Source organism: Pseudomonas sp. EA_35y_Pfl2_R5 (genome assembly GCF_963970805.1).
Taxonomy (GTDB): domain Bacteria; phylum Pseudomonadota; class Gammaproteobacteria; order Pseudomonadales; family Pseudomonadaceae; genus Aquipseudomonas.
On sequence record NZ_CAXAOW010000004.1, the window covers coordinates 135,876 to 149,240 of the forward strand.

At 61.0% G+C, this 13,365-nt stretch carries 8 protein-coding genes; 4 read left to right on the forward strand and 4 right to left on the reverse strand.

Features of this window, described 5'->3' with window-relative positions; genetic code table 11:
• Positions 1 to 28 precede the first annotated feature (28 nt).
• A complete protein-coding gene (locus AACX99_RS10670; RefSeq protein ID WP_339411669.1) occupies positions 29 to 991 on the reverse strand; it encodes an IS1595 family transposase in 963 nt (320 codons plus the stop codon).
• A gap of 328 nt (positions 992 to 1,319) precedes the next feature.
• Positions 1,320 to 2,384 (reverse strand): AI-2E family transporter, encoded by a 1,065-nt coding sequence (locus AACX99_RS10675; RefSeq protein WP_339411671.1) that lies wholly within the window; start codon positions 2,382 to 2,384, stop codon positions 1,320 to 1,322.
• Positions 2,385 to 2,964: 580 nt separating this feature from the next.
• Between AACX99_RS10675 and AACX99_RS10680 the strand changes: the two genes are divergently transcribed.
• Entirely contained in the window at positions 2,965 to 4,224 is a 1,260-nt protein-coding gene (locus AACX99_RS10680) for a M23 family metallopeptidase (protein ID WP_339411673.1), read from the forward strand.
• 102 nt (positions 4,225 to 4,326) lie between these two features.
• On the opposite strand, the gene AACX99_RS10685 is transcribed toward AACX99_RS10680, so the two are convergent.
• On the reverse strand, positions 4,327 to 5,733 hold the full coding sequence (locus AACX99_RS10685; protein WP_339411675.1) for an NAD(P)/FAD-dependent oxidoreductase: 1,407 nt from the start codon (positions 5,731 to 5,733) through the stop codon (positions 4,327 to 4,329).
• Between the two features lie 61 nt (positions 5,734 to 5,794).
• Entirely contained in the window at positions 5,795 to 6,190 is a 396-nt protein-coding gene (locus AACX99_RS10690) for a YkgJ family cysteine cluster protein (protein ID WP_296129555.1), read from the reverse strand.
• A 314-nt stretch (positions 6,191 to 6,504) separates the two neighbouring features.
• Here AACX99_RS10690 and AACX99_RS10695 point away from each other — a divergent pair, with 314 nt between their 5' ends.
• From AACX99_RS10695 to AACX99_RS10705, 3 genes are all read left to right on the forward strand, one after another.
• A complete protein-coding gene (locus AACX99_RS10695; protein WP_339411680.1) occupies positions 6,505 to 10,089 on the forward strand; it encodes a DUF2339 domain-containing protein in 3,585 nt (1,194 codons plus the stop codon).
• Positions 10,086 to 11,456, forward strand: coding sequence for a DUF3999 domain-containing protein (locus tag AACX99_RS10700; RefSeq protein WP_339411682.1), 1,371 nt, complete (start codon positions 10,086 to 10,088; stop codon positions 11,454 to 11,456). Before AACX99_RS10695 ends, AACX99_RS10700 begins: the two co-directional genes overlap by 4 nt.
• A gap of 194 nt (positions 11,457 to 11,650) precedes the next feature.
• The gene (locus tag AACX99_RS10705; RefSeq protein WP_339411684.1) at positions 11,651 to 13,294 is read left to right on the forward strand and encodes a histidine kinase N-terminal 7TM domain-containing diguanylate cyclase; all 1,644 of its coding nucleotides are present in this window, start codon (positions 11,651 to 11,653) and stop codon (positions 13,292 to 13,294) included.
• Positions 13,295 to 13,365: the final 71 nt, after the last annotated feature.

Here is a 13,365-nt window from a genome sequence, read left to right on the forward strand (position 1 = left end):
GCGCGAGCCTGCGGGGGCTTTTTCTTGGCTATGTCCCAATCGCGTGTTGCATGGTGCGCCCAACAGCCTCCTGGATGCAGTGAACCGGCTGAATACGCTGCTGATAGCGTTCAAGCATGCGGCGCCATCCTAGGTAGTTCGGGAGGTAGCGGGTGGCGACACCGTGGAAGCGTGCCATCCAGCTCTTCAGGCGGCTGTGGTAGGCATTCACGTTCTGAATGTGGAAAGCACCCTGGCGTACCCGCTCGCCAGGGCGCGAGTGGACGACATGGTGAGTAATGCCCTGAGTGCGGGCGAAGCTTGCGTAGACCGCGGCGCCATCACTGCACAGTACGGCCTCTTGGTCGATGAGCGGCAGTAAGGCTGTTCGCACATGCTCTGCATCCAGCCTTTCCAGCTTGAAGTCTGCGGTATGCCCCTCACTATCACGCACCGCCATGACCGGAATCTGATCCCTGCCAGTGCCGCGCGTTTTGCCCACCCCGGCCCTTTTGCGTGGTGCCCGCGGCAGCTTGCGCTGCCCCTTGAAGGACTCCAGAAAGAACGTCTCATCGACCTCAACGATTCCCGCTTCATGTGATGCATGGTGCTGGGCGGCGCAGGTCAGGAAGCGATGCCGCCAGAGAAAGGCTGTGTTCTTGCTGATACCGCATCGTTTGGCAGCCTTGCGCACGCTCAGGCCGTCAATCAGCGCTTGGGCGTAGTCCTTCCAGCGTTCGGGATAGTGCAAGCGAGCAAGGCTGCTGTTCGAAACCGCTGAGCATGTCCGCCGACAGGCCCGACAACGATAACGGCGCAAGCCACGCGACCAGCCCCAGGGAGCAAGATGTTCAGCCTTTGCTTGGCAATGTGGGCAGCTCTGAAGCGCTGGCAAGCTATCAAGAACCTCCATTGTTGGCGGTTCTTGCAGCGCCTGATGAAGTGCGGATTTTTGCTTGCTGCTGAGCTGGCTCACCTGAGCCAACCAGCGCTGAAAGGCTTGAGTATCCATGGTGGGCTGACCTCCCGAGCGGATGCCTGCCTTAAAGCTTAGTCCTGCAACACGGTCTTGGGACATAGCCTTTTTCTGGCTATGTATCAGGGCGTTTGCACGCCGCTTCTTTAGGGTGGGCGGCGCTGGACTGGTTATGGGTGGCACCAAGCGATTCGGCGCCGCGTGACCCACCATCGCGGATTGCGGGTGGACCTCCATGACGGGTTCAAGCCAATGGTGTTCACCTGATCCCGGTTATCGGCTAGGCCACCCTACGTATTACCGTGCTTCCTGTGCCGTACAGCTGTTCTGTCCCCTTAGTCCGCTAATCACGCCTGAAGCTTGGTTAGTCCGGCAATTTGACTGTCCTCTTCCCTCCTTCAAACAGGTTCCAGCTGGAGAGGAACAGTGCCGCCACCAGCGGCCCGATTACGAAGCCGTTGAGGCCCAGCAGGGCCAGGCCGCCGAGGGTGGAAACCAGGATCAGGTAGTCGGGCATGCGGGTGTCCTTGCCCACCAGGATGGGGCGCAGGATGTTATCCACCAGGCCGATCACCAGCACGCCGAAGACGGTGAGGGTCACCCCCTGCCAGAGGCTGCCGCTGGCTATCAGGTACACCGCGACGGGCACCCAAATAATGCCGGCCCCGACGGCAGGCAGCAGCGACAGAAATGCCATCAGCACGCCCCACAACAGCGGGCTGTAGATACCAAGCGCCCAGAATATAAGGCCGCCCAGTGCACCCTGTACTGCGGCGACTACAACATTGCCTTTTACCGTGGCGCGTACCACGCGGGTGAATTTGATCTGCAGGCGGCGTTTGGTGGCTTCGCCCAGCGGAATGGTTTCGCGAATTGTGCGCGCCATTTCCAGGCCATCACGCAGCAAGAAGAACAGCAGATAGAGCATGACGAAGAAGCTGACGAAGAAGGTAAAGGTGCCCTGACCGATGGCGAAGACCTTGGTGGCGAGAAACTGGCTGCCGGCCATGGCCACGGTTGAAATCTGTTCGCGCAGGCCATCGAGGTCGGAAATGCCGATACGGTCGAGCTGTACTTGCAGCGACGGCGGCAGCGCTCGGATGGTGCTGGTGACGTAGGTTCCGATATCCAGTTCGCCCGACTCCAGCTTCTTATAAAGGCTGGCACCTTCGGCCACGACCGCCGAGGTGATAAATATCACCGGGAGAATGGCTACCAGCAGGCAAACAATCAACGTCAGCAGGGCTGAAACATTGCCCCGGCCGCCAATGCGCCGCGCCATGCGCCGCTGCATCGGGGTAAATACCACCGCCAGCACCATGGCCCAGAAGACCGCACCATAGAACGGCAGCAGTATCCAGAAGAAGGCTACGGTCACTAGGACGAGGAGAAGAATGAAGGCTTTCTGTTCGACGTTGGGAATCTGCATGGCCGCTTCACTGGAGAGTTATGTTTGTTAGTCCCCCTCACTCTGAGCAAAGTTGCTTAATTCGCTACGCCCTGCCGTTGACGTGTGGTTCGACAGCTCTGGGATACTGAAAGCTGGCCACGATCATTTATCCAGGCGCAGAGGAGGGCCGCTATGCGTGATGAAGGCAGGGGCCGCAGGTCTGAGGTCGGCGAATAATCGGGGGGGCAGGCCACGGTTATCTTGACCTTTCGCCTAGCGGCATATGGATAAGGCGTTTTCATATGCCGCGCCAATCACGAGCTGAGGCAAGCCACTTGGGCCGACGCAGAAGCACGATGCGATCCCTTAATTTATTGCCGGATTCTGCCCTGTTTAGTTGCTTAGGCACGTTTTCTTTACAACTTTTTCCATCTATTGCTTAGTTCTAATTGTTTTAATTTCTCCGGGCTTTGTTTCTTGATAATTATTTCTTGTTGGCTAGCCTCTGGTTGCCTGAGCTATGAGAAGGCAAATGCACGGTCGTGTGTATGCAGTCCATGGCGAGGTCTAATAGGTGTTCTGAAAAAATTCCGATTAAATGTCATGGATGGATAACATAATGAATGGACGCACATGTATTGGTATGGCCTCCGGGGTTTTGATTTTCTCCTGCCTGGAAATGACGGTATTAACTACGCAGGCTATTGCCAGCGAAATAAATCACCCTGCCTATAACTTCTCAGTTCATGAATTAAAGCGCCTGCAGCCAGTAGGCGATGAGCTGCTTTTTAGCAATGAGTTATTTCTATATGGACGCGATGCAGAGGCGTTTGACCTTGCCGGTTATCTAGCGGTGCATGCGCCTCAGCTACGTGACAAGCAGGAACTGATCGCCCATTGGAGCGGCTATTACAGTATCAATCCCAAGGTGGTACTGGCGCTTATGGAGCTGAAGAGTGGATTGATGTCTGCACCCAGCCAGGAGAAGTTGCGCACCCCTTTTGCGGGGTTGTCCAAGGCGAGTGATTTTGCCGGGCAATTGCGTGATGTTTTGCAGCAGCTATCGCAACGTTTTTACGGTTTTGAGGCTTATCAGCTCAGGCAGGCGCGCACTGGCGATCGGCGCTCAGGTCAAGATGCAGGGGTGCTGAACGGTGCCAGCGCCGCGTTATTAGGGCTTCTTTATGATGCGAGCAGTGAGCCTGTGGTGCTTATAAAGAAACCGTCGCTGCAAGGTTTTACTCAACAGTTTGCTCAGCTATTTAATACGCCTTCTGAGCAGATGAGCCCCGTAGAGTCGAGCGGCGAAGTGGTGCTGGCGGCGAGTGCTCTCCCCCCGACTAATATGCTCCAGCTACCCTGGTATCAGGGTTATTCCTGGCAATCAAATGGCGCTCACTCCCACACGGGATCGGGTTCGCCGTACTCCTCCATTGATGTGTCCTATGACTGGCCGGGTTGGGGAGCGGCCACATACAGTGTGGCGGCTGCGCATGATGGCCGTGTCACGGTTATGTCGCGCTGCCAGGTGCGCGTCACCCACGCCAATGGTTGGGCGACCAACTATTACCACATGGACAATATTCGGGTGAGTAATGGGGAGATCATCACGGTTAATACAAAATTGGGAAACTATGCGAGTAACCGAAATACCGCGCTGTGCGAGGGAGGAAGTTCAACTGGGCCGCACTTGCATTTTTCACTTTTATACAATGGGCGTTATGTCTCATTGCAGGGCGTTAATCTCGGTGCCTTCCGTATTTCGGTGGGTTCTTACAATTACGACAATCAATGCAATCGCTTCAATTTCTACAATTTGAATACACGGCGCTACCAGTGCGCTTGGAGTGCGCTGTATAACGCGGGGCCGTTGAATTAGCCCTGTGAGGTGATCTGCTGTTATCGCTGCAACTAACCCAGGTGCTAGTTGCTCGGTCTTGGGCTGATATCCGCCAGGGTGCCTTGCTTGTGAACCGCTCCGTTAATGCATAAATTTTTCCATGGTGCCGGCCAGGCTGCTGGCCAGCTTGCGCCGCCATGGGGGACTGTCTGGGTTGGCCAGCACACGGTCTTCGTGCGCAAAACTCTGGATGATTGCGTTGTAGCCGAGCCAGCGCAGCGGCTCCGGTTCCCAGCGCGGCAGGCGATTGATTGGTTGGTCGCCCAGCACCCAGGGTTGGCGGGTCAGTTCGCTTTGCTGGTTGAGAATCAAGTCCGCCAGGGTGCGCCCGCCGAGGTTGCTGGCGCCGACACCTTCGCCGCCGTAACCGCCGGCCAGGGCGATGCCGTTGCGTCGGTCTACCAGCATGTGCGGGCGAAAGCGCCGTGCCATGCCCAGGTTACCGCCCCAGGCGTGGGTGATCCGCACCTGCTTGAGCTGCGGGAAGAGTTCGCCGAACAGGTAGCGGCGCAAGTCGCGCTCGTTCTCGCTGAGGTTGAAGTCGTGGCGCAGTTGGCCGCCAAAGCGATAGCCGCCGCGGGCACCGAACACCAGCCGGTCGTCGGCGCTGCGCTGGCCATAGGTGACCTGGCGGCTGTTCTCACTGAAGGCCTGGCCGCGCTCCAGGCCGATATCGGCCCAAACTTCCTTGGGTAGCGGCTCGGTGGCCACCAGCAGGCTCTGCACCGCGAGTTGGTGTTTGCCCAAGGGCGGCAGGCTGGCGGCGTAACCTTCAACGGCCGGGACGATCCAGTCGGCGCGCACGCTGCCGCTGGCGGTGCGCACCATACCGGTTTGCCAGTCGGTCACGCGGCTCTGCTCATACAGCTCAACGCCCATGGCCGCTACGCAGCGAGCCAGGCCGCGCACTAGTTTGGCCGGCTGAATGGTCGCGCAGTGTGGCGTATAAATCGCGCCGTAGGCATTGGCCAGTTGCAGCTGTTTGCCCAGATCGAAGGGTGTTAACCAGCGGTAGTCATTTTCATCCAGGCCTAGGGCACGCAGTTCGGCCAGATATTGACGCAGGCTGGTCAGCTGTTCGGGGTAGCGTGCGGCGCAATACAGTACGCCGGCTTTGCGGTAATCGCAGGCGATCTGCTCGCGCTGCAGCACGCTGGCGACTTCATCGGGTATGCCATGCAGCAGCTTATAGGCACTTTGGCGTGCGGCGCTGGGCTGGTCGGCGAGCAGGCTGTCTTGGCCGAGCAGGTTGCCCATCAGCCAGCCGCCGTTGCGTCCGGAAGCGCCGAAGCCGGCAATCTCGCCTTCGAGGATGACTATGCGTAAATGTGGCGCCTGCCGCTTGAGGTAATAGGCGGTCCACAGGCCGGTGTAGCCCGCGCCGATGATGGCCACATCGGCATGCAGGTCTTCGGTAAGCGCGGGGCGGGCGGTCAGCGGTTTGTCCAGCTGATCCATCCACAGGCTGAGGGTGTGCCATGGGAACATGCAGGTTGACCTAGTTCGCAAGGAGGGCGCCTAGGATAAACCAGTGTGGCGAGGGGAGAGCTCAGGCTTTGGGCTTGTATGCGCAATAACCCGGGCGCGGACCGATTTTCGGATGGTTGCGGCAGGTATCCGGGCGCTTGTCGTAGATGGTGCACAGGCGGGTTTTGCGGTCGAGGTAGTAGCAGTCGTTGTTGCTCATGCGGGTCAGGGTGAAGATGCCCGATTTCTGATGGAAACGCTCGACGATGCCGTCTTTCTGCAGGCGCTTGGCGATGTTCTTCAGTGGCTCGCTGCGTTCGAATTCGTCGACCACGCCAATACGAATCAGGTCATTCAAGCGTGCTTCGACCGGCAGCGTGCAACAGCTGGACATGCAGCTGTGGCACATGTCAGCGGTATATTTGGCCCAGGTTTCCAGGCGGTCGAGTTCGGCGGCGGCAATCAGGTTGTTTTTCATCGGGGCTGGCGTCAGGTGTGCGGCGCGCGATGATAGCGACCTTGCGGCGTTTGTGAATGACTATCTGCCGGCTGGTCATAATTTGTGCGGTTATGTTTGAGCTGATTTTTTATGGCGGCCATCCATGGCAGAGCCCGTTTGGTTCGCCGCGACACAACGTTAAAAACAGCCCCCGGCAATTTATGACTGTGCTGTGATGCGTGCGGCATTCGTCTCTCTGGGTATGCACCTGCCAGGCTCCTATACTGCTGCGCAGTTTGCGCCGGGTGCTGGGCAACAGGATGTTCGGGTTTAGTTGAATAGGAACGCGCTGCATGCAATGGATCTTCATGCTGGTGGGGTTGGTGCTCGGGGCATTGGCGGATGAGACGCTGACAGCCTCGCTGTTAGGTGCCTTGGTGGGGTTGGGCCTTGGTCAGGCGCTCAAGCTACATGGGCTGGCGCGCGAGAATGCCGCGCTAACGGCGCAGCTCAAGGCTTTTTCTCAGCGCTTCGAGCAGGGCACAGCTGCGCTGTATGAGCGCTTGCTCAAGCTGGAGCAGGGCGCAGCGCCGGCCCCTGATGCGCCACCCGTGGCGGAGCCGCTCAGGTCCGTTGCCGAGCCCGAACCTGAGCCCATTGTCGCTGCCCAGGCTGCCGAGCCCGAGCTGGACTGGACCCTGGATTTTGTCCTGCCCGAACCTGCGCCTGTCGCTCCTATGCATGCCGAGGCTGGGCCCGCAGCCGAGCCGATCAAGCAGCCGTCCGCCACGCCGTGGAAACCGGCAGAGCCGCGTCAGCCGACTTTGCTTGAGCGGGGCTTTACGGCGGCCAAGGACTGGCTGTTGGGCGGCAACACGGTGTTGCGTGTTGGCGTTGTGCTGTTGTTTCTCGGCCTGGCCTTCCTGCTGCGTTACGCCACTGAAGGAGTGGTGGTGCCGGTTGAGATGCGTTACGCGAGTGTCGCCGCCAGTGCCGTGGCGCTGCTGGCTCTGGGCTGGTGGCTGCGCCTGCGCAATCCTAATTACGCACTGATGCTGCAGGGCACCGGGATCGCCGTGTTGTACCTGACGGTGTTCGCTGCCATGCGGCTGCATCCTTTATTGGACTCTGGCGTGGCGCTGGGCCTGCTGGTGCTGGTCACGCTGTTCTCGGCGATCCTGGCGGTCAAGCAGAATGCCCTTGGCCTTGCGGCTGCAGCGGCTCTGGGCGGTTTTGCGGCGCCGATTCTGACCTCGACCGGCAGCGGCAATCATGTCGCGCTGTTCAGTTATTTCGCCCTGCTCAATGCCGGGATCTTTGCCATCGCCTGGTTCAAGGCCTGGCGCCTGCTCAACCTGATCGGTTTTGTCGGCACCTTCGGCATCGGCTTCGCCTGGGGCATTCGCTCCTATACACCGGAACTGCTGTGGAGCACCGAGCCGTTTCTGATTCTGTTCTTCCTGATGTATGTGGCCATCGGTCTGCTGTTTGCCCGGCGCAAGCTGCGCGAGGCGCTGGATGCGCCCGAGGACCGCGATGCGCTGCTGCGCTGGGCGGCGCGCAAGGGCGACTATATCGATGCCACCGTGCTGTTCGGCCCGCCGCTGGTAGGTTTTGGTCTGCAGTTTGCGCTGGTGCAGCATATCGAGTTTGCCGCAGCCTTCAGTGCGCTGGCGCTAGGCTTGTTCTACCTAGTGCTGGCGCGGCTGCTGGTCGGTCGCACCGGTGATCGTGCGGCACTGCTGGTGGAAACCTGCCTGGCGCTGGGCGTGGTATTTGGCAGCCTGGCCATTCCCTTGGGCCTGGATGCGCGCTGGACCTCGGCCGCCTGGGCGGTGGAAGGGGCGGGTATTTTCTGGCTCGGTCTGCGTCAGCAACGCAGCCTGGCACGGGCATTCGCCTTGCTGCTACAGGTTGGCGCGGCGCTGGCCTTCGTTATCGGCTTGCGCGGCGGTGAACTGACCCTGTTGGACGGTGCGCCGCTGGGCGCGTTGATGCTCGGCGTGGCCTTGCTGTTCAGCTACTGGCAGTTGCGCCAAAACACGGCACTGGCCAGTAGCTGGGAAGTGCGCGGGCTGCCGGTGCTGGCCTGCGCGGGGCTGGGCTTCCTTTATCTGATAGCGCCATTGCTGTTCGCGGCGCAGGGCACGGCGATCAGCTGGGCGCTAGCTGGTCTGCTGACGCTGTGGCTGGGCCTGCGCATCCAGGCGCGCAGTTTTCTGTTCAGTGCCTTTGCCGTGCAGTTGCTCGGTGGCCTGGTGTTTATGCTGGACATGGCCGGCAATGCGTCCAGCGGTATAGGCGGGTTCTCTGCCGGCTGGCAGGGCTTGTTGACCTCGTCCTTGATCGGCTTTGGCCTGATCGCCGGCATGCTGCTGGCGGCGCGGGACCCGCAGGTCGGCGCGGATCGCCGCCTGCTGCGCGGCCTGTCCATCGTGCTGTTGGTGGGGCTGGTATTTCTCAATCTGGCGGTGCTGTTCGTCCTGCCTTGGGCCACGGCTAGTGCGGTATGGGGCGGCAGCGGGCTGCTGATAATCTGGCTCAGCTTGCACTTGCAGCAACGCGCCAGTTTTGTCTTCGGTCTGTTGTTGCAGGTGTTGGCGGGGCTGGTGTTTCTTGCGGTCAGCCCGTTGCTGTTCGGTCAGTTGTCGGCTGAGGGGATTCGCCCGCTGGCGCATATGGATTTTTGGACGCCGCTGGTGCTCGGTGTCGCCGCTTTGGTCGGCGCCTGGCGTTTGCAACAGCTGGCGCGTCGTGAGGCGCCCAGCGCCCTGGGCAATTTCAGTTTGCTTGGCTTGGCGCAATTGCTGTTGGTGTGGGGCGCGGCCTGGTGGGCGCTGGCGCTAAGCAGCGAAGTGCTGCGTTTTGTCGTGGCCGAATGGCAGAGCAGTGCGCTGCTCGCGGTACTAGCGGCCAGTGTGGCCTTGACGGCTTTCCTGGCGCCGCGCACACGTTGGGCCGAACTGGCGCTGCTGTGTTGCCTGCTGACGCCGTTGGCCGGCGTGGTGCTGCTGCATGCTTGGCACCTGCACTATCACCCGGCGGCGCAGTTCGGCTGGCTGGCCTGGACGCTGCTGTTTGCCGTGCACTTCTGGGCGCTGCGGCGTTTGGCTGTGCAGCTGCCGGCCGGCGCGTTGAGCGCCGCCCATGTGCTTGGCTGCTGGTTGCTGCTGGGCGTGCTGGCGCTGGAGTTGCGCTACCTGCTGCTGGCTCTGTCGGAGCATTACAACGCCTGGCGCTGGCTGGGCTGGGCGCTGCTGCCGAGCGCCTATCTATGGCTGATGGCGCTGCCACGCCGCTGGCCTTGGCCGGTGGCGGCCTATCCGCGTGAATACCGTTTGCTGGCAGCGGCCCCGCTGGCGCTGCTGATGCTCGGCTGGTTCTGGCTGGCCAACGTCGCCAGCGCTGGGGATGCCGAACCCCTGGCTTACCTACCGTTGCTCAATCCGCTGGAACTGGGCTTGTTGTTTGCTCTTGGCGCAGTATTCGCTTGGGCGCGTATGGGCCTGGCTGAGCTGGGAGTGGACGCCATACGCAGCCAGTGGCTGACCCAGGCGGTGGCTGGGGCTTCGTTGTTCGCGCTGCTGACCGCCATGGTGATGCGCACTGCGCATCACTGGGGCGGCGTGCCTTATCAGCTGGATGCGCTGCTCGATTCGATGCTGGTGCAGGCCGGTCTGTCGATCGTCTGGACGCTGATCGCTCTGCCGCTGATGCTCCTCGGTAATCGCCTTGGCCGGCGCGAGCTGTGGCTGATCGGCGCGGCGTTGATCGCGCTGGTGGTGGCCAAGCTGTTCTTCGTTGAGTTGGGTAATCGCGGTGGGCTGGAGCGCATCGTGTCGTTTATTGGTGTTGGTGTATTGCTGTTGGTGGTGGGCTATTTCGCCCCGTTGCCGGCACGCAAGGTGGATGCGCAACAGTCGCAGGAGCCCGCATGATCAATCGTTTTATCCTCGGCGCATGTAGCGCTGCGTTTCTTGGCCTACTGTGCAATGCGCCAGCCCTGGGGCAGGAGCAGTCTGGCGATTATGCCGTGCAACTGCCGCTGAGCCTTAATGGGGAAGGGCCCTGGTATCGCCTGGACGTGCCGATGGCGCTGCATTTCGCCGCACGCTATGGCGATTTGCGTGACCTGCGGGTGTTTAACGCGGAAGGCCAGGCCCTGGCCTACGCCTTGGTAGCCGGGCAGGGCGAGTCGCGCGACAGCCAGCAGGAGCAGGCGGTGAAGTGGTTTCCGCTATATGCCGAACAAGGCGATAGCAGCGCCACGCCGAGCCTGCGAGTACAACGCAGCACCAGCGGGACCTTGATCGAGCTGCTTGATGAGCCGGATCCAGCCGACAAGCCGGCGCTGCTGCGTGGCTGGCTGTTGGATGCCAGCGCGTTGCAAGAGCCGCTGGTGCGCCTGCAACTGGACTGGAGCGGTGGTCAGGAGGGCTTCCAGCATTTCAGCATCGAAGCCAGTGACGACCTGCAAGTCTGGCGCTCCTGGGGTAGCGGACAGTTGGCGCGCTTATCGTTCGACGGCGAGCGTGTCGAGCAGCGCCAGATAGAGCTGCCGGGCAGCAAGGCGCGCTACCTGCGCCTGCTCTGGCAAAGCCCGCAGCAAGCCCCGCAACTGACGGCGGCCAGCCTGCACAGCCAGCGCAGTGACAGCATGCCGGCGCCGCTGGTGTGGTCGCAGCCATTGGCGGCAACGCGCAGCCCAGATGGCCAGTATCAGTGGCAACTGCCCCTGGCCTTGCCGCTGGAGCGTCTGCACGTCGAGCTCAGTCAGGCCAATAGCCTGGCGCCGATCCGCGTCACTGGCCGCAGCGAAGCCAAGGGCGCGTGGCAATCACTGGCCCAGGCCCTTCTCTATCGGCTGCCGGAAAATGGCGTAGAAATCCGTCAGGACGAACTGCCGTTGCCGGGCTGGGCGGTGCAGCAGTTGCGTCTTCAAGTGGATGAGCGCGGCGGCGGTCTGGGCGTCGAACCGCCGCAAATCAAGGTCGCGGTGCGTGCCACCCAGCTGGTGTTTCTCCAGCGTGGTAGCCCGCCCTATCGGCTGGTAGTGGGGCGAGCAGGGGCCCAATCAGCTGCCTTGCCATTGTCTACCTTGATCCCTGGTTATCAGCCGCAGCGCCTACAGCAACTAGGCACAGCCGAAGCGCAGTTGCCGGCTGAGGATCTAGCGCCGCAAGAACAGGCAGCGGTTGGCGAGAGCGACTGGAAGCGCTGGGGGCTATGGCTGGTGCTGCTGCTTGGCGTGGGCTTGCTGGCGCTGATGGCAGTCAGCCTGTTGCGCCGGCCGAGTGCTGAATAGCGCTGGATGACAGAAATAAAGCCCAGCTGCCTAACGAATTTTGCAGTATGGTTGGCATCTTCGATTGATTGGCGTTTGAGGTCAGGAAGGCCCTTGCGTATTGCTACTTTGACCCGTCGTCGGGTGATTCCCGTGCGTTTGCCAGGCTTGTTTGGCAAACCTATCCAGCCGTTTTCCTTGGCAGTGCCCTACCGATGAATGCCTGCGGTGATTCCGGCTGGGCGCTCAATGGCCCGGTGATTCTGACTTCAGCGGTTTGCCTCGGTGTGCTGCTCTTGGCCCGCTGGGTTATGCGGCAGCGCTATTTCCCAGGGCGTGAGAGCTTTATCGTGCTGCACCTGGCGAGCCTCTGGTGGATGATCGCCGCAAGTCTGGAAATGGCCGCGCAGGGCCCGCAGTGCAAAGTGTTCTGGGCCACCATGGCCTGGCCGGGCATTCTGATGGTGCCGACTTTCTGGGCGGTGTTCCTCTGGCAGTATGTCAACAGCGTGCGTCAGCCGCTGCCGCTGCGCAGCACCCTGGGTTTGGCTGTGGTGCCGGTGCTGATCTGGCTGATGGCCCTGAGCAATCCCTGGCATGGCCTGTTCTACGGCGCGGATACAGCGCCGCTGAGCGATGAGCCGGGCGCGCCGATTCGCTATCAGCATGGGCCGCTGTTCTACGCTGCCGCCGCTTATGTCTACCTGTTTATGACCTTCTGCATGGGTGTGGTGCTGCGCGCGGCGATCGTCAGTTATGGCGTGCACCGGCGGCATTACCTGGCCTTCGTCTTTGTTACGGCAGTGCCCTGGGCCGCCAATATCAGCTATGTGGTCTTCGGTTGGATGCTGTTCGGTTTTGACCCGACCCCCTTCAGCTTTGCGTTTACTCTGGTGGCGTTTGCCTGGTTGATCGTTGGCGTGCGCCTGTTCGATTTGCTGCCGGTAGCGCGCCATCTATTGCTGGATGCATTGCTCGATCCGGTGCTGGTCGTCGATGCGCAATTGCGGGTAATCGAGGCCAACCCCGCTGCATTGAAACTGGCGGGGCTGCGCAGTGGTTGGCAGGGCCGACAGCTGGCCGACTGGCCGATTCTCGGCGCTGATCTGCAACAGCTGCTGAGTCAGCAGGTACAAGGTGAGCATGACTGTTTGCTGACCCTGGCCAACTCGGCGCGTTATTTTGAGGTGCGTATCCGCGCCATTGAGCGGGTGACCCATCGCGGTACTCTGGTGCTGGGGCGAATGCTCTACCTGCGTGATGTTACCCAGCGCCACCTGAGCGAACTGAAGCTAGCTGAGGCCCTGGCCCTGAGCGAGGAGCGCCTGCGCACCATTACCAACCTGCATGAACAACTGCAGGAACAGGCGCTGTGTGATCCGCTGACGGGGCTCTATAACCGGCGCTATCTGGATGAGTTCTTTGCTCGTGAGCTGGCCGTGGCACAGCGCGAACGCACGCCAATTTCCCTGGCGCTTATCGATCTGGATCACTTCAAGCAGCTCAACGACGAGCATGGCCATCTGGAAGGTGATGATGTGCTCAAGGGCGTGGCGCAGCATCTACAGGAAAACCTGCGCAGCTCGGATGCGGTATTCCGTATCGGCGGTGAAGAGTTCCTGCTGATCCTGCCGCGGGCCGATGCTAAGGAAGCCCGCGCGCGCCTGGAAACCATCTGCCGTGAGCTGGCTGCACAGCCGCTGCCAACCCGCGGCGGCGCGCGCTATGTGACTCTCTCTGCCGGTCTTGCACTGTGGCCCGAACAGGGAGTAGTGCTCGATCAACTGCTGCAGGTGGCGGACGCCGCGCTCTATCAGGCCAAGCATGCCGGGCGTAATAGAGTCTGCAGCCTGGTCTGATGGCCCAGCAAAGGCTGCTGCGCGTCGGTCTTGCTGCGTTAGAAACAGGCTCGGGTGCGAGCCCAGTCCGC

Bases quoted from the DNA above. Each gene is read 5' to 3' on its own strand.
- AACX99_RS10670 (WP_339411669.1), bottom strand. From the start codon at position 991: ATGGATACTCAAGCCTTTCAGCGCTGGTTGGCTCAGGTGAGCCAGCTC.
- AACX99_RS10675 (WP_339411671.1), bottom strand. From the start codon at position 2,384: ATGCAGATTCCCAACGTCGAACAGAAAGCCTTCATTCTTCTCCTCGTC.
- AACX99_RS10680 (WP_339411673.1), top strand. From the start codon at position 2,965: ATGAATGGACGCACATGTATTGGTATGGCCTCCGGGGTTTTGATTTTC.
- AACX99_RS10685 (WP_339411675.1), bottom strand. From the start codon at position 5,733: ATGTTCCCATGGCACACCCTCAGCCTGTGGATGGATCAGCTGGACAAA.
- AACX99_RS10690 (WP_296129555.1), bottom strand. From the start codon at position 6,190: ATGAAAAACAACCTGATTGCCGCCGCCGAACTCGACCGCCTGGAAACC.
- AACX99_RS10695 (WP_339411680.1), top strand. From the start codon at position 6,505: ATGCAATGGATCTTCATGCTGGTGGGGTTGGTGCTCGGGGCATTGGCG.
- AACX99_RS10700 (WP_339411682.1), top strand. From the start codon at position 10,086: ATGATCAATCGTTTTATCCTCGGCGCATGTAGCGCTGCGTTTCTTGGC.
- AACX99_RS10705 (WP_339411684.1), top strand. From the start codon at position 11,651: ATGAATGCCTGCGGTGATTCCGGCTGGGCGCTCAATGGCCCGGTGATT.